Here is a 21,433-nt window from a genome sequence, read left to right as displayed (position 1 = left end):
TTTCAGAGGATGATCACTTCCGGCTCCAGATGGATGCCGAAGGTGTGGTTGACATCTGTCTGGATCGCTTCGGCGAGCTGAAGAATCTGCGCGCCGGTGGCCTGACCCCGGTTGATCAGCACCAGCGCGTGGCGTGATGACACGCAGGCATCCGTGCCCGACAGGCAGCGGCCCTTCCAGCCGCAGGCTTCGATCAGCCATGCGGCGGGAATCTTGTAGCTGCCGTCCACCAGCTGGTGGTGAGGGATGTCGGGCCACTTCTGCTGCAACTGATGGAAATAGTCGGCATCCACTTCCGGGTTCTTGAAGAAGCTGCCGGCGTTGCCTTCCTGTTTCGGGTCCGGCAGCCTTTCTGCGCGTATGGCGCTGACGGCCTCGTAGATGTCCAGCGGCGTGAGCTGTTTTTCGTCCTTGCCGACAAGCCGTTCGCGCACGCTGTCGTACATCAGGTTGGGGTGACCATGGGCCAGCTTCCGAAGCCGGAAAGTGACCCGGTGGATGATGTACTGGCCCTTCAGCCGCCCCTTGAACACGCTGGTGCGGTAGCCGAATTCGCACTCGGCGTTGCGGAACTCGTGCCGTTCTCCGGTAAGCAGGTGCAGCGCCTGCACCCGGGTGATGGCGTCCTGCACCTCGGTACCATAGGCGCCGATGTTCTGCACCGGTGCCGCACCCACCGTGCCCGGAATGGCAGCCAGATTCTCCAGCCCCCAGAGGCCCTGTTCCACCGTGTGGCGCACGAAGGTATCCCAGTTGAGCCCGCCGCCCACGGACAGCCAGACCGAGGTCTCGTCCTCCTTGACCAGGCGGATCTGCTGATAGCGGTTGCGCAGCACCACTCCATCAATGTCATGGGTGAGCAGCACATTGCTGCCTGCGCCCAGCACATGCCAGGGCAGCACCGCCAGCACGGGATCGGAACGCAGGGCGCGGATGTCACTCTGCTTGTCGATCTCCACCAGATAGCGTGCCGTGGCGGGGACATGAAAGGTGGTGTCTTCTTTCAGGGAAACGTGCGCCTGAATGTGCATGGTGGGCCCGAAGCAATATAATTGTGAAATCGTGTCTATTTTACCGGGGTGAGGGCAGTCATGAGCGCGATTGAACTGAGCAAGCCGCAGTGGTCGTCCCAGAAAGTGTTCATTCTGGCCGCGGTCGGATCGGCCGTGGGTTTGGGCAACATCTGGAAGTTTCCCTACATCACCGGTGAGAATGGTGGTGGCGCCTTCGTGCTGGTCTATCTGCTGTGTGTGGCGCTCATCGGTCTGCCCGTGCTCATGTCCGAGGTGGGGCTGGGGCGGTTGGGTCGGGCCAACCCGCCTCAGGCCATGGCCAATCTGGCGGCGGATTTCCGCGCCTCGCCCCTGTGGAGCCTGCTGGGTCTCAACGGAGTGCTGGCCGGTCTGCTGATCCTCTCCTTCTACACTGTCATCGCCGGCTGGGCCATGGACTATTTTGTGGAAAGTGCCAAGGGAAGTTTCCGCGGCATCAGCGGCGAAGCGGTGGGGCAGTACTTTTCCGGCTTTCTCGCCAACCCCTGGGCACTGCTGTTCTGGCACACCGTCATGGTAGGACTGACGCTGGCCATCGTGGCCAAGGGCGTCAAGGGGGGCCTTGAGAAGGCGGTCAACTTCATGATGCCGCTGCTGTTTCTCATCCTGTTGGTGCTGGTGGGCTGGTCGGCGGCACAGAACAGCTTCGGTGACAGCCTGCGTTTTCTGTTCGCGCCCGATTTCAGCAAGCTGACATGGGAGGCGGTGCTGATCGCCATGGGGCATGCCTTCTTCACCCTGAGCATCGGCATGGGGGCCATGATGGTCTATGGCTCCTACCTGCCCGAAGGCTACAGCATTACCCGCGCCTCCCTGTGGATCGTGTTTGCCGACACGGCGGTGGCATTGCTGGCCGGGGTGGTCATCTTCACCGTGGTGTTCGGCAACGGTCTGGAGCCGGGCGCAGGGCCGGGGCTGCTGTTCCAGACGCTACCGGTGGCTTTCGGTCAGATGTCCGGCGGCTGGTTCTGGGGCACGCTGTTCTTCTTTCTGGTGGTGCTGGCGGCGCTCAGCTCCGCCATCTCCCTGATCGAGCCGGCGGTCAGCTGGCTGGAGCAGAACTGGCGCATGAGCCGCATCAGAGCCACCCTGCTGCTGGGGGCGCTGGTATGGCTGGCGGGCATCGGCACCGTGCTGTCTTTCAATGCGTGGAAGGACGTTCATCTGCTGCCGGGCAGGACCTTCTTCGACAGTCTGGATTTTGTCACCGCCAACATCATGCTGCCGCTGGGCGGCATGCTGATGGCCGTGTTCATGGCCTGGGTCATTCCCGCCGCAGTGCGGCGCAAGACTTTCGATCTGGGCCTGGTGGGCGACGCGCTGTTCATCCGTGATCTGCGCTATATCGCGCCGGTGGGCGTGCTGATCGTGTTTGCCTCCAATCTGGTGGAGTCCTCGCTGCACCGCTGGATCGCCGTCGGCGTGGCGTTGGCGCTCTACGCACTCTATGCCTACAACCGCAGCCGCTATAACCTGAGCATTCGCCCCGGTGAGTGACATTAACAACCTTTATCTCTACAATACGACCGCTTAATGCTTTTTAGATGACAGGAGTGGTGCATGGCGTGGAATGAACCGGGCAAGCCCAGCCAGGATCCATGGGGGTCGGGGGGCAGGGAGCCGGGTCAGGGCGGACAGGGTCCTGATCTGGATGAGGCGCTTAACAAGCTGAAACAGTCGCTGGGAGACAAGAATCCCTTTGGTGGTGTCGGCCTGTCCGTGGTGCTGGCTGTGGTGGTGATCGTATGGCTGCTGTCCGGCATCTACATCGTCAATCCGGCGGAACGGGGGGTGGTCACCCGCTTCGGCGCCTTCGTGGGCGAGACCGGGCCGGGACCGCACTGGCACTGGCCCTGGCCTGTGGAGTCGGTTGACGTGATCAATGTGGATCGCATCCGTCATGCCGAGATCGGCTACCGTTCCGGTGGTGGTCAGGGCATTGTGCAGGAGGTGCCCTCCGAGGCGCTGATGCTGACCGAAGACGAGAACATCGTCGACATCAAGATCGCCATTCAGTACAAGATCGCCAGCGCGCCGGACTATCTGTTCAATGTGGCCGATCCGGACGAGACGCTGCGTCTGGCGGTAGAGAGTGCCCTGCGCTCCGTGGTGGGCAAGAACAAGATGGACTTCGTGCTCACCGAGGGGCGTGACGAGGTGGTTTCCCGCGTGCAGGATCTGGCCCAGAAGTATCTGGATACCTATCGGGCCGGTCTGCTGATCACCAGCGTCAACCTGCAGGACGCCCAGCCGCCGGAAGAGGTACAGGCGGCCTTTGCCGATGTGGTCAAGGCGCGGGAGGACCGCGAGCGTCTGATCAACGAGGCGCAGGCCTACGCCAATGACATCATCCCGAAGGCGCGCGGTCTGGCAGCGCGGGAACTGGCCGAGGCCGAAGCCTACCGCCAGCGGGTCATCGAGCAGGCGCAGGGTGAAGCCAGCCGTTTCGAACACATTCTGGCCGCCTATCGCAAGGCGCCTCAGGTGACGCGCGAGCGCATGTACAAGGACGCGCTCACCAACGTGTTCGCCAATACCTCCAAGGTGTTCATGACCGACTCTAACGGCAAGATGATCTATCTGCCGCTGGACAAGCTGGCCGGGGAGGCCGGGCAGGCGGCTGTCACGCCCCGCAAGCTCCAGCCGCTGGCCCCGGCGCGCCAGACACGGTCCGACCTCAACCCGGGCAGCCGCAAGCCGCAGGGCCAGCGTCAGAACCTGCGTGAACTGCTGAGATCAAGGGAGCTGCGCTGACATGAGAAACAACATCATTCTGATCGGTCTGGCGGCGGTGCTGTTTGTCGTGGCCAATGCCTTTTTCATCGTGCGCGAGGGCGAGACGGGCATCCTGTTCCGTCTGGGGGAGATCGTCAAGGCGGACCTCAAACCCGGCCTGCACATGAAAACCCCCTTTGTCAACAATGTGCGCACCTTCGATGCGCGCCTGCAGACGCTGGATGCGCCGCCGGAGCGCTATCTGACGGTGGAGAAGAAGAATCTGATCGTCGACTCCTTCGCCAAGTGGCGCATCGCCGACAGCGCGCGCTTCTACACCACCATGGGTGGAGACATCCGGCTGGCCAACATGCGCCTGTCCCAGATCCTCAAGGATGGGTTGCGTGCCGAGTTCGGCAGCCGCACGGTGAAGGAGGTGATCGCCAGTCAGCGTGACGAGATCACCCGCGCCATTACCCGCAAGGCGCAGAAGGACGCCAGGGCGTTCGGCATTGAGGTGGTGGATGTGCGCATCAAGCGTGTGGATCTGCCCAAGGATGTGTCCGAGTCCGTCTATCGCCGCATGGAGGCCGAGCGCAAGCGGGTGGCCAACGAGCTGCGCTCCGAAGGGGCGGAAGCGGCCGAGAAGATCCGCGCCGAGGCGGATCGCAAGCGCGTGGTCATCCTGGCCGAAGCCTACCGCAAGGCGGAAGCCACCCGGGGTGAAGGGGATGCGAAGGCTTCCGAGATCTACGCCCAGGCCTACTCCAAAGACCCGGACTTCTTCGCCTTCTTCAAGAGCATGGAATCCTATCAGGCCGCCTTCAACAGCAAGCGTGACCTGCTGGTGCTGGATCCGCGTGCGGACTACTTCCGCTTCCTGATTCGGGAAAACGGTGCTGCTGACAGGCCATGAGCGATTTTCAGGAAGCCGTTCTGTGGAGCGCGCTGGGGCTGGCGTTCATTCTGGAAAGCGTGCTGCCGCTGGCGCTGCCCGCCTTCTGGCGGCGCACCATGCGTCAGATGACCGAGCTGCCGGATGACCAGATCCGGCTCTATGGTCTCAGCGGCCTGATCATCGGTCTGATCATCATTTATCTGGTTGCCTGAGGAGGCGCCCATGACAACCGAAGCCTGGTTTACGCCGGAAGGTATTGAGGACCTGCTGCCGGAGCAGGCGGAGAAGCTGGAGTTCTACCGGCGTGAACTGGTGGACCTGTTTGCCGCGTCCGGCTATGCGCTGGTGCAGCCACCACTGGCGGAATATGTGGAGGCGCTGCTGACCGGCACGGCGCAGGATCTGCGTGATGACACCTGTGTGTTCGTGGATCGGGAAAGCGGCCGTCAGATGGGCGTGCGCGCCGACATGACGCCGCAGGTGGCTCGCATTGCCCTGTCACGGCTTGAGGCGGGCAGGGGGCACCCGCTGCGCCTGTGCTATGCCGGTGAAGTGCTGCGCGCCCACTACAACCGCGCCACCGGCTCCCGCAGCCCCTACCAGGTGGGCATCGAGCTGTTCAACGTGCCGGGCACGGCGGGTGATCAGGAGGCGTTGCTGCTGCTTGTCGAGGCCATGGAGGCGCTCGGTCTGACGCCGATGACCCTGAGCCTTGGTCATGCCGGGCTCGTGCGTGGGCTGCTGGAGGCAAGCGGCCTGACTGCACCGGAGCAGGCGGACGTGCTCGACATGCTCAGGCGCAAGGCACGCCCGGAGTATGAGGCCTGGCTGGCGGCCCATCTGGACGACATCCACTACTCGGTGCAGGCGCTGTTTACCGACTGGCTGCTGCTGGCCGGTGAGGCCGAAAGCGTGCTGGAACAGGCCCGCGCCCTGCTGCAGGAGTTGCCGGAGCAGCTGCACCAGCTGCAGGCGCTGGCCGATGTGGTGATGCTGCTGCGAGAGGCCGTGCCGGATGTGCGTCTGTTCGTGGATCTGGCCGAAGTGCGTGGCTATCAGTATCACACCGGCGTCACCTTCGCCACCTACGTTACCGATGCCCATGGCCAGGCGGTGGAGGTGGCCAACGGCGGCCGCTACGACGGCATGGGGCGTGAATTCGGCGCCGTGGCACCGGCCACCGGCTTCAGTCTGGATCTGCGCGCCGTGCTGGACATGCTGCCGCCGGTGGAGCGCACGGGAGAGCGGATCTGGGCACCCATGCAGCCGGACGCCGCCCTCTATGAGAAGGTGGGGCTGCTGCGTGCGGAAGGCTGGGAAGTGCTCTGGTGCGAGACGGTGCCGCAGGGCGCGGGCCGCTATCTTGAGAACATTGGTGGAGAATGGGTCGTACGGAATGACAAGGCGTAACGTAGTCATCGTCGGCACCCAGTGGGGTGACGAAGGCAAGGGCAAGATCGTCGATCTGCTGACCGACCGGGTCAGCGCAGTAGTGCGCTTTCAGGGCGGCCACAACGCCGGACACACGCTGGTGATCGACGGCAACAAGACCATTCTTCACCTCATCCCCTCCGGTATTCTGCGCGAGAATGTGGCCTGCATGATCGGTAATGGCGTGGTGCTGGCTCCGGACGCGCTGGAAAAGGAGGTGAGTCAGCTTGAGGCGGCGGGCGTTCCGGTGCGGGACCGCCTCTACATCAGCGAGGCCTGCCCGCTGATTCTCGACTATCACGTCGCCATCGATCAGGCGCGCGAGGCGCGTCGCGGCAAGAAGGCCATCGGCACCACCGGCCGGGGCATCGGTCCGGCCTATGAGGACAAGGTGGCCCGCCGCGGCCTGCGTGCCGGTGACTTCAAGAACATGGAACAGTTCCGCGAAAAGCTGGCGGAAACGCTGGACTACCACAATTTCATGCTGCGCCACTACTACGGGCAGGACACGGTGGACTTCGACCGCCTGTGGGAGAAATGTCAGCGCTATCATGATCTGATTCTGCCCATGCTGGGCGACATTCCCAACATGATTCACGAGCTCAACCAGCAGGGGCACAACATCATGTTCGAGGGGGCGCAGGGCACGCTGCTGGACATCGACCAGGGCACCTATCCCTATGTCACCTCCTCCAACACCACCGCTGGCGGCGCCGCCGCCGGCAGTGGCGTGGGGCCGTGCCAGCTGGATTACGTGCTGGGCATCACCAAGGCCTACGCCACCCGTGTGGGCGGCGGGCCGTTCCCCACTGAGCTGCCCTATGACGTGGCGACCGATCAGGGCGATCCCATCGGCAAGCATCTGGGCACGAAAGGGCACGAGTTCGGCGCCACCACAGGGCGCCAGCGCCGTTGCGGCTGGTTCGATGCCGTGGCCCTGCGCCGCGCCGCGCAGATCAACGGCCTGTCCGGCCTGTGCCTGACCAAGCTGGACGTGCTTGATGGTCTGGAAGAAGTGAAGGTCTGCGTGGCCTATGAACACAAGGGCCGCCGCCGCATCCTGCCGCCTTCCAGCGCCGAGGAATACGCCGAATGCACCCCCATCTACGAGACCCTGCCCGGCTGGCGGCAGAGCACCGAAGGGGTGCGCGAGTGGGACGCCCTGCCGCAGGCGGCCCGGGACTACATCCGTTTCATCGAGGAGCAGGTGGGGGTGCCGGTGGCCATTCTCTCCACCGGGCCGGAGCGCAACGAAACCCTCATCCTGCAGGATCCGTTCGACCCCAACACGCCGAAGGCGTGCAACTGAAGGACTGAAACACCATGCTGGAATTCATCCGGGAAAAAGCCAAGGGCATCATCGCCTGGGCCATCGTCATTCTCATTGCGGTGCCTTTCGCGCTGTGGGGCATCAACAACTATTTCACCGGGCCCAAGACCATCGTGGTGGCGGAGGTCAATGGCGAACCGATCAATGCCATCGAGTTCGTGCGCGTCTATCAGCGCCAGAAGCAGCAGCTGCAACAGCAGCTGGGTGAGCGCTACGATCAGCTGGTGGATGACAAAAAGTTGCGCCGGGAGATCCTCGACCGGCTGATCGAGCAGAAGCTCATTCAGCAGTGGGCTGCCGATCATCACATGGCCATCAGTGACGCGCAGGTGGCCATGGTGATCCAGAGCGCGCCCATCTTTGCCGACAAGGACGGCAAGTTCTCCAAGGAGAAATATGAGCAGGTGCTGCGCGCCAACGGGCTGACCATTCCCGAGTTCGAGCGGCTGCAGAAACTGAGCCTGCTGGAGCAGCAGTACCGGGCGCTGACTCAGGCCTCCACGCTGGCCTGGCCGGCGGAGGTGAACCAGCTGGTGGACCTGCAGCGTCAGCAGCGCAAGGTGGGCTGGATTCAGCTGGACATGACGCCCTTCATCAACGTAGCGCAGGTCACCGACAAACAGGTGCAGGCCTACTACGATCAGCACAAGGACGCGTTCGTCGAGCCGGAAAAGGTTGTGGTGGACTATGTACTGCTGGACAAACACAAGCTGGCCGCCGCCATCAAGCCGGATGAGGCGACGCTGAAGCAGTTCTACGAGGACAACCGGGATCTGTTCACCGAACCGGAACAGCGCCGTGCCCGCCATATTCTCATTCCCTTCAAGGCGGGCGACAAGAAGTCCGAGCAGGCGGCGCTGAAGCAGGCGCAGGCGCTGGAAGCGAAGCTCAAGCAGGGCGCCGACTTCGCGGAACTGGCGAAAAAACACTCGAAAGACCCGGGCTCCGCCTCCGTGGGCGGTGATCTTGGCTGGTTCGAGCAGGGCACCATGGTGCCCGAATTCGACAAGAAGGTCTTTGCCATGAAGAAGGGCGAGATCTCCGAGCCGGTCAAGACCCAGTTCGGCTGGCACATCATCCAGCTGGAGGACATCCGTCCGGCGCAGACCCAGCCGTTTGACAAGGCGCGTGACCGTGCCCTGGCGTTCTATCGGGAGCAGCAGGCCGACAAGCAGTACTACGACCTGCTGGAAAAACTCAACACCCAGGCCTACGAGCAGCCTGACACACTGGAGCCGGCGGCGCAGGCCATTGGCGCCAGGGTGCAGACATCCAAACCCTTCAGCCGCGCCCATGGCGATGGCCTGTTCGCCAACCCCAAGGCGCGTGAGGCAGCTTTTGGCGAAGAAGTCTACAAGCAGCGCCTCAACAGCCAGGTCATTGAGCTGAACCCCAATCAGGCACTGGTGCTGCGCATCAACCGGGTCATTCCGCAGCACCAGCTGCCGCTTGAGAAGGTGCGTGACCGCATTGTCGAAACGCTCAAGCGTCAGCAGGCGCACGAGAAGGCCGTGGCCGCCCTCAGGCAGGCGCTGGCTCAGCTGAAGGCCGGCAAGCCTGTGGAGCAGGTGCTCACTCCGTCCATGCAGTGGCATGCGCCCGTATGGGTGGACCGCATGCTGCCCAAGCTGCCGCCAGTGGTGGTGCAGGCCGCCTTCAAGGCCCCCAAGCCTCACGACGGCAAGCCCGTCTGGCAGCTGATCGATGTCAACGGCATGCCTGCGCTGATGGTGGTGGAAGGTGTGCGCCTGACCGACGACAACAAGCTGCCCAAGCTGCTGCGTGATCAGCTCAAGGCCGCGCTGGCCGGCATTCTGGGGGATGCCGAAGTGCGCGCCCGCATCGAAGCGCTGAAGCAGCATGCGGATATTGAAATCCACAAGGATTACGAAACCGTCAAATAGGCCGCGAGCCTTCAGCCAGACAAACGCCCGCTCACAAGCGGGCGTTTTTCGTTATGGCTGGCAGCAGAGACTCACCGATTGCCTGATACTGTCACGCATTTATGGCTGAGTCCTCGTCCCTGTCATTTAAAGCCTGGTCACCGCCATGAGGGCCGTGGCCAGGCATGCCTTCAGCATGGCACCCGCCGGAGCTGACCGCGGTGGCTGACGCCGCCATGTCCCATGCCGCTTTTGCCAGCAGTCACTGACAATCGTTTGCCTCAGGCCAGGCCGTCACAACCCCTTGTGACACGGGGTCTCCCCTATTTTTGACAGCTGCCTGTCTGCCGCGCCGGAAACGGAGCGGAAAAATGTCGCCAAAACCCGTTCCAGCGCTCGAAAAACCGCTTTTGACGGGGTCTCCCCCGATTTTGCAGGACACGCTTTTCGCCGCCGGCGCGGCGCCCGGTAAAAATGGGGGAGACCCCGTGGTTCCGGGGCTGTCAAGCCGGTTCGAGGCGTTTGCGGTGTGTGAAGCGACTGGTTGTGAAGATGCATCTTGCGTGCGAGCGGATAAAACAGCGGGGAGACTCGCGACGCCGGGGGTTTTTGCTGTATCACACGCTTTTCCAGGTCGGAAGGTGGAACGCGTCCGACGCGCTGGAGAGCAACGGAGCGGAATTGGGGGAGACCCCGCATGACGGCACTGTCTGTCGGCATTGCGGGGGTGCGCTGGCCCTCAATTCATGGGAGCAGAAGCGCGTCTGAAGGTGAAGGGGGAAGCGCGACAGGGCATGAAAAAGCCGCCCGCAGGCGGCCTGTCAGCGTGACGGGAAACTGCCGTCAGTTCAGGTGCTCTTCGGCCAGCTGCCGCAGGGTGGGCACGGCCAGGCCGAACTGGTCGGCGTGCGCCAGCGCGCGCCTGAGGCGAGCGGGGGCGGAGCGCCCCTTGCACTTGTGGGCGGGGTCGCCGTCGAAGGCTTCCAGCATGCCGGCCATCAGCCGGGCACGGTCCACGGGGTGGCCCACCAGCGCCTCCTGAATGTCCAGCACCTCCTGCGCCACGGCATCCATCAGCGCGCCGTGGTCATGGCGCAGGTCGTCGACGGTAGCGCCATCCGGCAGCGCCAGCCCGGCGATGTTGGTGGTGAGAATGTAGAGGTTCTTGCGTACCAGCTCGTATTCCAGCTCTTCAGGCGTTTCCACCCTGTAGCAGGGCAGATCCAGACTCTTGAGTGCGGCGCAGACGGTGTCCGCATGGGGCCCGAAGACCGGGGAGGGCAGCACCACCTTGCTGTCCATGCCCTTTTTCTTCTCGAACCAGACGGAGATCACCGTCGGGTTGTCCAGTCCGTGGGCCTGCCAGTCCCGCGGCAGCAGTTCGTTCTGCAGCAGGATGAGCCGGTCGCGCCACACCTGTGGCACCTGCTCCAGCACCGGATGCAGGTCGGCTTCGCCGGTGGCGACCAGCACGGCTTTCATCTGCGGATACTGCTCGGCGGCTTCATCCATGGAGATTTCCCGGGTGACGGGATAGACCGGATGTCCGGTGCGCAGAAAGCCACGGGCGAACACGCTGCCCAGTTCGCCCAGGCCGATGACGGTCAATGACTGTTTCATGCGGGTCTCCTTGATGACTGTTCAGAGGTTCACTTGTCCAGCATGGCGGCGATGAATCCGATGCCGGCCCCGAAGATCAGGGCGATGAGTACGGTGACGAGCATTTGCACCAGATAGATGCCCAGTCCCTGCCAAAAACCGGTGCCTTCTTCATAGTCCGTGCCCGGGCAGCTGATCCAGCGGCTGTAGACATAGGCGCTCACGCCGATATTGGCCAGCACCATGACAAGCTGCATGGCAAACGCGGCCCCACCCTGACGCACGGCCTCCGGCTCAAGGCTGCCCACGCCGAGGAAAAGGGCCATGACGATGGCCAGACCGACCTGCACTGCCATGACCACAAGAAAGTCTATGAGCGTGACCTTGAAGGCGTTGCCCCACGGCTGGTCGCAGCGCAGCACCAGTCTGACGGCCAGCTTGAGCATGGCCGAGAGGAAGAGAAAGTAGAAGGCGATGGCGAACAGAATGGCGATGAATTCCATGGGAAGGCGTCCGTTTATGAGAAGTTGTAATGCTTGCGGATGGGCGCGTGAATCTCCCACACGCATGACATGCCGGCGGGGAAGGTGACCAGATCGCCCGCTTCGATGGTCACCGGCTCGCCGCCTTCAGGCGTGACGGTGACACGGCCTTCGAGAATGTAGCAGGTTTCGGTGGCGTCATAGGTCCACGGGAAGGTGGACACTTCCTTTTCCCAGATGGGCCAGTCGCGCACGCCCAGTTCGTCCAGCTGCTGCGGGTCGGGGTTGCGGATCAGTCTGATTTCCATGGCGTTGTGCTCCCTGATGCCGATAAACTAAGCAGGAATGTTCAAAACATTGAGAGGATTATAGCGACCATGTTCGTGGTTTACAGTCCGGAAGGGCAGGCGTATCTGGGATTGCAGAACACCCTGCCGCCGCTGAAGCCGGAGGCTTCCCGGCCGGTGCCGCCGGTGGAAAAGCCCACCCTGCAGCACGAACAGGTGGAACTGGACCGCCGCTACCAGCAGGTGCCGCTGACGGTGGAGCAGGCCCGGCGCCAGTATGAGCAGGTGCGCAGGGCGGCGCAGGCGCGGGGCGAGACGCTGGTGGAAGTGCGCGAGATCATGGCCTCGCCGGTGGTGTCGATCACGCAGGAGGCCACGCTGGAAGAGGCCTGGCGGCTGTTCGAGCAGCATGCCGTGGGTACCCTGCCGGTGATGGGCGAGAACCATGTGGTGGGGCTGCTGTCGGTGACTGACCTCATGGGGCTGGTGTGGCGTCGCGGGCATGGCATGCAGGTGCGCGAAGGGCGCGTGGCGGAGGTGATGAGCTCGCCGGTGGTCACCTGCTGGCCGGACACGCTGATCCGCCGCGCGGCGCGGGTGATGACCGATTACAGAATTCACAGCCTGCCGGTGGTGGACGGGCAGGGGAAGCTGGCGGGAATGGTGACGGTGTCGGATCTGGTGCGGCGGCTCGCGCTGGAGCCACCGCTGGAGCTTTACGTGTAGCGCTCAGCCCTGCTGCTGTTCCTGCTGGGCCTTTTCCAGCTCGGCGCGCACCTGGTCCATGTCCAGGTTCTTCATCTGCTGGATGCCCTCTTCCAGCATCTCCTCGGGCATCATGCCCGGCTGGGCGTAGACGACGATGCCCTCACGCATGAAGGCCACCGTGGGAATGGAGCGCACCTGGAACATGGCCGCAAGCTGCTGCTCTTCTTCCACGTTCACCTTGGCGAAAGCCACGTCCGGATGCTTTTCCGCCACCTTTTCGAAGATGGGGGCGAACATCTTGCACGGCCCGCACCATTCGGCCCAGAAATCCAGAATGACCATCGGGTGGTCCTGAATGAACTTTTCGAACTCTTCGGTCTTGAGGTTGACAACGGCCATGGTGGCTCCTTTCTGTCTCGATGATGGGATTCAGTCGATGCTGGGTGTGCCGCCGCGGGTCAGTCTGGCAGGGTCCAGCAGGCGTCGGAGGGTGGCATCATCCAGATCGGTCATTTCGCGGGCCACTTCCAGCACGGGGCGGCCCTCGGCATAGGCGGTCTTGGCGATCCGCGCGCCCAGCTCATAGCCTACCACACGGTTGAGCGCCGTCACAAGGATGGGATTGGCCTCCAGCGCCTTCTCCAGATTGGCCCGGTTGACGGTGAAGCCGGATACGGCCTTGTCCGTCAGCACGCGCATGGCGTTGGTCGCCAGCGTCAGGCTCTCCAGCAGGTTGGCGGCGATCATCGGCAGCATCACGTTGAGCTGGAAGTTACCGGACTGGGCGCCCACGGTGATGGCGGCGTGGTTGCCGGTGATCTGGGCGCACACCATGGCCACCGCCTCGGGAATGACCGGATTGACCTTGCCGGGCATGATGGAGCTGCCCGGCTGCAGCGCCGGCAGCTGGATCTCCGCCAGCCCGGCCAGCGGGCCGGAGTTCATCCAGCGCAGGTCATTGGCGATCTTCATCAGCGCGGCGGCCAGCACATTCAGCTGGCCGGACAGCTCCAGCGCCGTGTCCTGACTGCTCAGGCCCACGAAGTAGTTGTCCATGCTGACAAAGGGCAGGCCGAGCCGTTCCGCCAGCTTTCCGGCCACCGTGGGGCCGAAGGCCGGGTCCGCGTTGACGCCGGTGCCCACCGCGGTGCCGCCCTGCGGCAGGCGCACCAGCCGCTTCAGGGTGTCCTCAAGGCGCTCGCGCACGTCTTCCAGCTGCACCTTCCAGGCGTCCAGTTCCTGCGCCAGGGTCACCGGCATGGCGTCCATCAGGTGGGTGCGGCCGGTCTTGACGATGCCTTCCACCTCCTCCGCCTTGCGGGCCAGGGTGTCGATCAGGTGGTCCAGTGCCGGCAGCAGGTCGTCCTTCACCGCCACGGCGGCGGAGACGTGAATGGCGGTGGGAATGGTGTCATTGGAGCTCTGGCTCATGTTGACGTGATCGTTGGGATGCAGGCTCACGCCCAGTTCCTGCGCTGCCGCGCGGGCGATCACCTCGTTCATGTTCATGTTGGTGCTGGTGCCGGAGCCGGTCTGGAAGATGTCCACCGGAAACTGGTCGGCCCATTCGCCCGAGGCGATGCGTTCGGCGATGGTGACGATGGCGCGGGCCGTGTCGGCGTCCATCAGCCCCAGCTGTTCGTTGGCGAGGGCGCAGGCACGCTTGACCTCCGCCAGCGCGCGGATGAAGCGTTCCGGCATGGGCCGGCCGCTGATGGGAAAGTTGTTCACCGCCCGCTGGGTCTGGGCGCCCCACAGGGCGTCGGCGGGGACTTCCACCTCGCCGAGGGAGTCCTTCTCGATGCGTGTTGCCATGTTGCTGCTCCGTTTTTTCAGATCCACCCGCCGCTATTTTAGGGGATTGGCCGGCGGGGCTGGAAAGGGCGTGGATATGCTAAAATTCCGCTTTATTTTTGCCGACGGCGAACAACCATGGAACTGGGCAGTCTCTATTCACAGATCAAGGACTATCAGCAGCGCGCCGAGGCGCTGAAAGGCTATCTCAAGCTGGATGAGAAGCGCGAGCGGCTGGAAGAGGTCAACCGCGAGCTGGAGGATCCGGACGTCTGGAACGATCCGGAGCGGGCGCAGGCGCTGGGCAAGGAGAAGGCCCAGCTGGAGAAGGTGGTCGATGGCCTGACCAACCTGCTGGAAGGGCTGGCCTCCGCCCATGAGCTGCTGGAGATGGCCGAGGAGGCCGGTGACGAGGAGCTGGTGGAGGAGGTCCGCGGCGAGCTGGAGGGCTACGGCAAGGTGCTGGAGCAGCTGGAGTTCCAGCGCATGTTCTCCGGCGAGATGGACGCCAACAACTGCTATGTGGACATTCAGGCCGGCTCCGGTGGCACCGAGGCGCAGGACTGGGCCAACATGCTGCTGCGCATGTACCTGCGCTGGATCGAGAAGAAGGGCTTCGACGCCGAGCTGGTGGAGGTGACGCCGGGCGAGGTGGCCGGCATCAAGTCGGCCACCATTCATGTGAAGGGCGATCACGCCTACGGCTGGCTCAAGACCGAAACCGGCGTGCACCGGCTGGTGCGCAAGTCGCCGTTCGACTCCGGCAACCGCCGCCACACCTCCTTCGCCTCCGTGTTCGTCAGCCCGGAGGTGGACGACGACATCGACATCGAGATCAACCCGGCCGACCTGCGCATCGACGTCTACCGCGCCTCCGGCGCTGGCGGCCAGCACGTCAACCGGACGGAATCCGCGGTGCGCATCACCCACCTGCCCACCGGTATCGTGACCCAGTGTCAGGCGGGCCGCTCCCAGCACCAGAACAAGGACGAGGCCATGCGCCAGCTGCGCGCCAAGCTGTGGGAGCACGAGATGCAGAAGCGCAACGCCGAGAAGCAGAAGCTGGAGGAGTCCAAGGCCGACATCGGCTGGGGCAGCCAGATCCGCTCCTATGTACTGGATTCCGGCCGCATCAAGGATTTGCGCACCGGTGTGGAGACCGGCAACACTCAGGCAGTGCTGGACGGCGATCTGGACCAGTTCGTCGAGGCCAGCCTCAAGGCCGGCATCGGTCAGCAGACTTCCGCATAACGCAACACAGGACCCCCATTCATGAGCGAACAGAACACACCCGCCCGGGAACAGGAACAGCAGCAGGACGAAAACCGCATCATCGCCGAGCGCCGTGAGAAGCTCAGGGCGCTGCGCGAGCAGGGCAACGCCTATCCCAACACCTTCCGCCGCGAGCATCTGGCGGCGGACATTCACGCCGCCTATGACGACTGGGACGCCGAGCGGCTGGAGGCGGAAGGGCCCATCCGTGTCAAGATCGCCGGGCGCATGATGACCCGGCGCATCATGGGCAAGGCCAGCTTTGCCACCCTGCAGGACATGAGCGGGCGCATCCAGATCTACGTCACCCGTGACGACCTGCCGGAAGGCGTCTACAACCAGCAGTTCAAGAAGTGGGACCTGGGCGACATCATCGGCGTCGAGGGCTGGCTGTTCAAGACCAGAACAGGCGAGCTGACCGTGCGGGCCGACCATGTGGAACTGATCACCAAGGCGATCCGTCCGCTGCCGGACAAGTTCCACGGACTGCAGGATCAGGAGCTGCGCTACCGTCGTCGCTATCTGGACCTGATCATGAACCCGGACAGCCGTCAGACCTTCCTGATCCGCTCCAAGATCGTGCAGACGGTGCGGGACTTCCTCGTGCGCCACGGCTTTCTCGAAGTGGAAACCCCCATGATGCAGGTGATTCCTGGGGGCGCCACGGCACGACCCTTCATCACCCATCACAACGCACTGGACATGCCCCTCTACCTGCGCATCGCGCCGGAGCTGTATCTCAAGCGCCTGCTGGTGGGCGGGTTCGAGAAGGTGTTCGAGATCAACCGCAACTTCCGCAACGAAGGCCTGTCCACGCGCCACAACCCCGAGTTCACCATGGTGGAGTTCTACGAGGCCTACGCCGACTACCACAAGATGATGGACTACACCGAGGCGCTGTTCCGTGAGATCGCCGAGACCGTCACCGGCGGCACGCAGGTCACCTATCAGGGCGAGACCTTCGACTTCGGCAAGCCCTTCGCGCGCATGACCATGAAGGAATCCATCCTCAAGCTGAATCCGGACATCACGCCCGAGCAGCTGGAGGATCTGGACGCCGCCCGGGCCGTGGCGGAAAAGCTGGGCATCAAGGTGGAGGCCGGCTGGGGGCTGGGCAAGGTGCAGACCGAAATCTTCGAAGCCACCGTGGAGCACAACCTCAAGGATCCCACCTTCATCACCGAATATCCGGCTGAGGTGAGCCCGCTGGCGCGGCGCAACGACGAGAACCCCTTCGTCACCGACCGCTTCGAACTGTTCGTCGGCGGGCGCGAGATCGCCAACGGCTTCTCGGAGCTGAACGACGCCGAGGACCAGGCCGAGCGTTTCCGCAAGCAGGTGGAAGCCAAGGAGGCCGGTGACGAGGAAGCCATGTTCTACGACGAGGACTACATCATCGCCCTGGAGCACGGCATGCCGCCGGCGGCGGGCGAGGGTATCGGCATCGACCGGCTGGTGATGCTGTTTACCGACAGTCCCTCCATCCGGGACGTGATCCTGTTCCCGCACATGCGCCCGGCCGCCAAGGGCTGAAAAAGGCGCAGGAACCGTGTCAGACCCGCCTCAGGCGGGTTTTTTCATGCCGTTTTCCGGGCGCGGAAAAACGCATCCTGTAAAAATGGGGGAGACCCCGTTCCAGAGGCCGGAAAGAAACCCGGTTCATGAAGCGGGTGACGTCAGCTGGCGTTTCATCAACATGCGAAAGCGCAGCGACATTCCTGTTTACTCGGAACGGCGCTTCTGTTGGGATGCCTTGATCCCGGCGCGTACCAGCAGGGACAGGCCTGCCAGGGTGACAACGATGGTGATCGCCACGGCCAGCAGTCCCAGGGCTATGTCGTTCACAGTCTTGTCCTTTTGATATCAACAGTGAAAGTCGAGGGCATCAGTTGCTCTGCCGGAATTGACATGACTGGGCGGGCATGCGGGCAACCATGGCAACTGGCCCAGAGACAGGATGCCAGAAGGCTGGCCGGATAAAAAAGCGTGAACGAGCGGCCTTCTGTCGCGCCTTTGGCGTCCTCGGAGCAGCCGGATGCAGGGCCTTTGCCGGCAGGCGAAAAATGGCGCTGTCGGTACGTCTGGTAAACATGCCCGATGCGTCCAGCCTGATTCACCGAAAGCGGTTTGCGAAAAGAGATGGTTGCAGCGGCGCAGAATCGGAACATGAAACCGGACAATCGTCAGATTGAAAACCGCTGGTCTGGCAGGAAACAGATCGGAGATGATGTCTGAAAGATTTGGAAAGGATTGGAGCGGGAAACGGGACTCGAACCCGCGACCCCGACCTTGGCAAGGTCGTGCTCTACCAACTGAGCTATTCCCGCTCTGTGTTGGCGTCCCGTAGGGGAGTCGAACCCCTGTTACCGCCGTGAAAGGGCGGTGTCCTAGGCCTCTAGACGAACGGGACGCTTAGGACAGTGTTGCCGCGTCAACCGCGACAACGAGGCGGTATTTTAGGCATTTCTTCGTCCATGTCAAACCCTGTGGGGTGAAAAAATTCATGCACTTCACAGCCCCTAAAAAAGTGTTGACACCTTTGAACCGGACCTTATAATACGCGCCTGTTCGCACAGCGAACAACAGCATTCCGCCGTAGCTCAGTTGGTAGAGCAGGAGACTGTTAATCTCTTGGTCGCTGGTTCGAGTCCAGCCGGCGGAGCCAGAATTCAGAAAAGCCCTGCCTCAAATGGCAGGGCTTTTTCGTTTGTGGGCAGGCGGCCAGGCCGCCCTGCCGTCAGAAAAAGGTGCTGACGCTGAACAGGATGTCCCAGTCGGCCATCAGCACGGCATCGTTGACGTTCTTCAGGTCGTTGAGGTCCTTGTCGTAGTTCTTGCGCACCACGACCACCCAGGTCTTGGTGGGGGTGATGCGCCCACCCACGCTGATCTGCATGGTGGCGCCGCCGCTGTTGTCCAGTTTGCCCGAGACGAAACGGGTGTAGGTGGGCCAGAGGCGCACATAGGCGCCGTCCCACCACTTGTCATTCTTGTAGACCAGCAGGGGAGAGATGTTGAGGCCGACGCCCTGATGGTCCTTGAAGTCCTTGTTCCAGTTGTTGACCAGGTTGCCCATCAGGAACAGGCTCCAGTTGGGGGTCAGGCCATAGGCGGCCACCCCGCCCAGGGAGAGGTTGTTGCTGCCGTTGGTGCCCTTCAGGCTGCCCTGGAACTGGGCGTCGATCTGGGTGGCCCAGCCCCGGTAGCCCATCTTGCCGTAGTCCATGCTGAAGATGTGGAACCAGCGCACGCGTCCGTCGGTCACGCCGTCATTGCCGCCCGGCGCCTTGTGGCCATCGTGCCAGCCGTAGCCGATTTCGAAGACGGCCATGTCCTGCCTGCTCAGAGTGAGGGTGCCGGTGGTGCGCAGCTCCCAGGTGTGCTCGCCATTGGTGTAGGCAGTGTAGCGGGGGCCCACGCCGATGAAGGAGTAGATCTTGGTGGGGTCGGAGGCGTCCACCTTTTTCTTGCCCGCGGTGTCCGCGTCAGCGGCGTGCGAGGGCAGGGCGGTCAGCAGGCCGGCTGTCAGAATGCTGCTCAGCAGAGCCTTTTTGAACTGTCTCATGCCTTGCTCCTTTGCAGGTTGGAAGGAGAGCATCCGCCCCGGACATTTCCATTGGAACGGACGCATGCTGTGGATGTTCCGTTCAAAGTGTTTGGTAATTTAACACAGCTTGTCAAGGCCGTGCCGCATGGCCGGGTGAGGCTCACTGCCCCGGCCAGGCGCGCAGGAAGAAGGTCTTGAGGTATTCCGTCTCCGGCATGGCGGGGTGCACGGGATGATCCGGCCCCTGGCCGCCCTGGAAGAAGACCTGCGCCATGCGGTCGATCTGGCGTGCGGCCCGCTGGATCTGCTCCCTGAGCACCTCGCGCGGCATGTGGTGGGAGCAGGAAGCGCTCACCAGAATGCCGTCCGGGTTGAGCAGCCGCAGCGCCAGTTCGTTGATGCGCTGATAGCCCTGCTTGCCGGCCTTGAAGTCCTTTTTGCGCTTGATGAAGGCGGGCGGATCCACGATCACCACGTCGAAGCGCTCGCCGTCATTGATCAGCTGGGGCAGCACTTCGAACACATTGCCCTGATACTGGGTGATGCGCCCGGCCAGCCCGTTGAGCTGGGCGCTGCGCTCCAGATGGTCCAGCGCCAGTTCGGAGCGCTCCACGAACACGGCCTCGCTGGCGCCGGCGTTGAGGGCTTCCAGCCCCCAGCCCCCCAGATAGCTGAACACATCCAGCACCCGCTTGCCGGCCACCAGCTGCTGCAGCTGACGGCGGCTTTCGCGGTGGTCATAGAACCAGCCGGTCTTCTGACCGCCCAGAACAGGGAGGATGAAACGGGTGGCGTTCTCCTCGATGATGACCTCTTCGGGCAGGGCGCCGATGACTTCGTCCTCCAGCGGCAGGCCTTCCAGCTTGCGGCTGTCCAGATCGTTGCGGAGCACGATGGCGGCCGGTTCGTAGAGCGCTTCCAGCGCGGTGATGACGCGATCCTTGAGCCGCTCCATACCGGCGGTGGTGATCTGCACCACCAGCACGTCGCCATGGCGGTCCACCACCAGGCCGGGCAGGAAGTCGCTCTCGCCGAAAGCGAGGCGGTAGAAGGGGGCGCTGAAGTGCAGGGCCCGCAGTTTTTCGGCCTGCTGCAGGCGCTGTTTGAAGAAGCGCACGCCCAGCTCGGTGTCCGGGTTGCGTGTCAGCAGCCGGGCGGCGATGAGCGAGTGGGGATTGACATAGCCCACACCCAGCGCCTTGCCGTTGGCGGCCTCGATGATGACCGCCTCACCCGGTTCGAACTGCCGGAGCGGTGTGGCGCGCGTGTCGATTTCATTAGAATAGATCCACAGGTGTCCCTGACGGATGCGGCGCTCTTCGCCCTTTTTCAGGCGCAGTGTCTGGAATGCTGACATGGTCGGTTCCCTCGGTCTGAATGGAGGCTATTGTAATGGAGCGGGCAGTGGCGGCAGACGAACTGTTCGAGCAGCTGAGCAGCCGGGGCTACGCGCTGGTGCCCGGCTTTCTGGAAGAGGATCTTCGGCAGGCGCTGTATGAGGAGGCCATGGGCCATTATGAGGCTCGGCGCATGCATCAGGCCACCATCGGCCGGGGCGCCGACAATCAGGTGGATACCCGCATCCGTGGCGACAGCATCATCTGGCTGGATGGCAGCACCCCGTCCCAGCAGCGGTTCCTTGCGCTGATGGCGGACTACCGCCGCCAGCTCAACCGACAGCTCTATCTGGGCATCAACGGCTATGAGGCGCACTTCGCCCTCTATCCGCCGGGGCGGCATTACAGCCGGCACTGGGACAACTTCCGTGGTCGCAGCAACCGTATCGTCACCACTGTTCTCTATCTCAATCCTGAGTGGGATGGGCAGTGGGGCGGAGAACTGGTGCTTTATGGGCCGGATGAACGGACGGTGCTGGAGACGGTCGTGCCGCAACCGGGCCTGATGGCCACCTTCATCAGCAGCGAGGTTCCCCACGAAGTGCGGCCGACGCGACAGTCGCGGGTGAGCATTGCCGGCTGGATGCGACGGGATTAGCGGAAGGAGGTGATCGGCCAGCCGGCCCGTTCCGCGTGGGCGCGCAGCTTTTCGTCCGGATCCACCGCCACCGGATTGTCCACCCGCTCCAGCAGCGGGATATCATTGTGGGAGTCTGAGTAGAACCAGCTGTCGGACAGATCGGCGCCGTTGTCCGCAAGCCACTGCTCCAGGCGTCTGACCTTGCCCGCCTGAAAGGTGGGAATGCCGACAATCTCGCCGGTGTAGCGGCCCCGTTCGTCCCGCTCCGGTTCGGTGCCCAGCAGAATGTCCACGCCCAGACGCCGGGCGATGGGCGCGGTGACGAAGGTGCTGGTGGCGGTGATGATCATCACCGTCTCGCCCTTTGCCTTCTGCGCTTCAATGGTCTCCAGTCCCTTCGGCAGGATGATCGGCTCGATGTACTGGCGCATGAACGCCTCATGCCAGTGGGCAAGCTC

General features: G+C 63.2%; 21 protein-coding genes and 3 tRNA genes. 12 read left to right on the top strand and 12 right to left on the bottom strand.

All coding sequences use genetic code 11. The annotated features are described in order from the left end of the window. Positions 1–2 precede the first annotated feature (2 nt). Positions 3–1,031, bottom strand: a complete 1,029-nt coding sequence (gene murB / locus F8K16_RS01520) for a UDP-N-acetylmuramate dehydrogenase (protein WP_294945963.1) — start codon at positions 1,029–1,031, stop codon at positions 3–5. 60 nt (positions 1,032–1,091) lie between these two features. On the opposite strand from murB, the gene F8K16_RS01515 reads away from it, so the two are divergent. The 7 genes from F8K16_RS01515 (at position 1,092) to F8K16_RS01485 (ending at position 9,330) form a co-directional block, all read left to right on the top strand. Beyond that, complete coding sequence (locus F8K16_RS01515; protein WP_294945962.1) at positions 1,092–2,549, top strand: sodium-dependent transporter; 1,458 nt, start codon at positions 1,092–1,094, stop codon at positions 2,547–2,549. 63 nt (positions 2,550–2,612) lie between these two features. Further along, on the top strand, positions 2,613–3,806 hold the full coding sequence (gene hflK / locus F8K16_RS01510; protein ID WP_294945961.1) for an FtsH protease activity modulator HflK: 1,194 nt from the start codon (positions 2,613–2,615) through the stop codon (positions 3,804–3,806). Between the two features lies 1 nt (position 3,807). Continuing rightward, complete coding sequence (hflC, locus tag F8K16_RS01505; protein ID WP_294945960.1) at positions 3,808–4,683, top strand: protease modulator HflC; 876 nt, start codon at positions 3,808–3,810, stop codon at positions 4,681–4,683. Beyond that, the gene (locus tag F8K16_RS01500) at positions 4,680–4,877 is read left to right on the top strand and encodes a DUF2065 domain-containing protein (protein ID WP_294945957.1); all 198 of its coding nucleotides are present in this window, start codon (positions 4,680–4,682) and stop codon (positions 4,875–4,877) included. The genes hflC and F8K16_RS01500 overlap by 4 nt, the downstream gene beginning before the upstream one ends. 10 nt (positions 4,878–4,887) lie before the next feature. Beyond that, positions 4,888–6,075 carry an ATP phosphoribosyltransferase regulatory subunit gene (locus F8K16_RS01495; protein WP_294945955.1) on the top strand — a complete coding sequence of 396 codons (1,188 nt, stop codon included), beginning with the start codon at positions 4,888–4,890 and terminating at the stop codon, positions 6,073–6,075. Next, positions 6,062–7,405 carry an adenylosuccinate synthase gene (locus tag F8K16_RS01490; RefSeq protein ID WP_294945953.1) on the top strand — a complete coding sequence of 448 codons (1,344 nt, stop codon included), beginning with the start codon at positions 6,062–6,064 and terminating at the stop codon, positions 7,403–7,405. Before F8K16_RS01495 ends, F8K16_RS01490 begins: the two co-directional genes overlap by 14 nt. A 14-nt stretch (positions 7,406–7,419) precedes the next feature. After that, on the top strand, positions 7,420–9,330 hold the full coding sequence (locus F8K16_RS01485; RefSeq protein WP_294945950.1) for a SurA N-terminal domain-containing protein: 1,911 nt from the start codon (positions 7,420–7,422) through the stop codon (positions 9,328–9,330). An 822-nt stretch (positions 9,331–10,152) separates the two neighbouring features. Here F8K16_RS01485 and F8K16_RS01480 read toward each other — a convergent pair. The 3 genes from F8K16_RS01480 to F8K16_RS01470 are packed head-to-tail and all read right to left on the bottom strand — an operon-like array spanning position 10,153 to position 11,698. Then, a complete protein-coding gene (locus F8K16_RS01480; RefSeq protein ID WP_294945947.1) occupies positions 10,153–10,929 on the bottom strand; it encodes a hypothetical protein in 777 nt (258 codons plus the stop codon). A 29-nt stretch (positions 10,930–10,958) separates the two neighbouring features. Beyond that, complete coding sequence (locus tag F8K16_RS01475) at positions 10,959–11,411, bottom strand: hypothetical protein (RefSeq protein ID WP_294945944.1); 453 nt, start codon at positions 11,409–11,411, stop codon at positions 10,959–10,961. 14 nt (positions 11,412–11,425) lie between these two features. After that, a complete protein-coding gene (locus F8K16_RS01470; RefSeq protein WP_294945941.1) occupies positions 11,426–11,698 on the bottom strand; it encodes a cupin domain-containing protein in 273 nt (90 codons plus the stop codon). A gap of 69 nt (positions 11,699–11,767) precedes the next feature. Between F8K16_RS01470 and F8K16_RS01465 the strand changes: the two genes are divergently transcribed. Then, entirely contained in the window at positions 11,768–12,403 is a 636-nt protein-coding gene (locus F8K16_RS01465) for a CBS domain-containing protein (RefSeq protein ID WP_294945937.1), read from the top strand. A 3-nt stretch (positions 12,404–12,406) separates the two neighbouring features. Here the strand turns inward: F8K16_RS01465 and trxA are convergent, their stop codons facing one another. Both trxA and F8K16_RS01455 read right to left on the bottom strand, forming a co-directional pair. Further along, positions 12,407–12,784, bottom strand: a complete 378-nt coding sequence (gene trxA / locus F8K16_RS01460) for a thioredoxin (protein WP_294945935.1) — start codon at positions 12,782–12,784, stop codon at positions 12,407–12,409. 30 nt (positions 12,785–12,814) lie between these two features. Beyond that, positions 12,815–14,200, bottom strand: coding sequence for an aspartate ammonia-lyase (locus F8K16_RS01455; protein WP_294945933.1), 1,386 nt, complete (start codon positions 14,198–14,200; stop codon positions 12,815–12,817). A gap of 117 nt (positions 14,201–14,317) precedes the next feature. Here F8K16_RS01455 and prfB point away from each other — a divergent pair, with 117 nt between their 5' ends. Then, positions 14,318–15,430 (top strand): peptide chain release factor 2, encoded by a 1,113-nt coding sequence (gene prfB, locus F8K16_RS01450; protein WP_294945931.1) that lies wholly within the window; start codon positions 14,318–14,320, stop codon positions 15,428–15,430. A gap of 21 nt (positions 15,431–15,451) precedes the next feature. Then, positions 15,452–16,984 (top strand): lysine--tRNA ligase, encoded by a 1,533-nt coding sequence (lysS, locus tag F8K16_RS01445; protein ID WP_294945928.1) that lies wholly within the window; start codon positions 15,452–15,454, stop codon positions 16,982–16,984. A 189-nt stretch (positions 16,985–17,173) separates the two neighbouring features. Here lysS and F8K16_RS01440 read toward each other — a convergent pair whose 3' ends face one another. From F8K16_RS01440 to F8K16_RS01430, 3 genes are all read right to left on the bottom strand, one after another. Further along, a complete protein-coding gene (locus F8K16_RS01440; RefSeq protein ID WP_294945926.1) occupies positions 17,174–17,296 on the bottom strand; it encodes a hypothetical protein in 123 nt (40 codons plus the stop codon). A 406-nt stretch (positions 17,297–17,702) separates the two neighbouring features. Continuing rightward, positions 17,703–17,778 (bottom strand) — tRNA-Gly (locus F8K16_RS01435). Positions 17,779–17,785: 7 nt separating this feature from the next. Beyond that, positions 17,786–17,861, bottom strand: a tRNA-Glu gene (locus F8K16_RS01430). Between the two features lie 179 nt (positions 17,862–18,040). On the opposite strand from F8K16_RS01430, the gene F8K16_RS01425 reads away from it, so the two are divergent. After that, positions 18,041–18,116: transfer RNA gene (locus F8K16_RS01425), tRNA-Asn, on the top strand. A 72-nt stretch (positions 18,117–18,188) separates the two neighbouring features. Here the strand turns inward: F8K16_RS01425 and F8K16_RS01420 are convergent. Then, on the bottom strand, positions 18,189–19,016 hold the full coding sequence (locus tag F8K16_RS01420; RefSeq protein ID WP_294945924.1) for a hypothetical protein: 828 nt from the start codon (positions 19,014–19,016) through the stop codon (positions 18,189–18,191). Positions 19,017–19,158: 142 nt separating this feature from the next. Then, complete coding sequence (locus F8K16_RS01415) at positions 19,159–20,355, bottom strand: class I SAM-dependent rRNA methyltransferase (protein ID WP_294945922.1); 1,197 nt, start codon at positions 20,353–20,355, stop codon at positions 19,159–19,161. 35 nt (positions 20,356–20,390) lie between these two features. Between F8K16_RS01415 and F8K16_RS01410 the strand changes: the two genes are divergently transcribed. After that, positions 20,391–20,993, top strand: coding sequence for a 2OG-Fe(II) oxygenase (locus F8K16_RS01410; protein WP_294945920.1), 603 nt, complete (start codon positions 20,391–20,393; stop codon positions 20,991–20,993). On the opposite strand, the gene F8K16_RS01405 is transcribed toward F8K16_RS01410, so the two are convergent. Next, the coding region (locus F8K16_RS01405; RefSeq protein WP_294945918.1) for an HAD family phosphatase at positions 20,990–21,433 on the bottom strand (444 nt) is incomplete at its 5' end. The genes F8K16_RS01410 and F8K16_RS01405 overlap by 4 nt on opposite strands.

The sequence above is a fragment of the Sulfurivirga sp. genome (genome assembly GCF_015490265.1).
Classification (GTDB): domain Bacteria; phylum Pseudomonadota; class Gammaproteobacteria; order Thiomicrospirales; family Thiomicrospiraceae; genus Sulfurivirga.
Note: the sequence above shows the minus strand (reverse complement) of the source record. Positions and strands in the feature narration are given on the sequence as shown.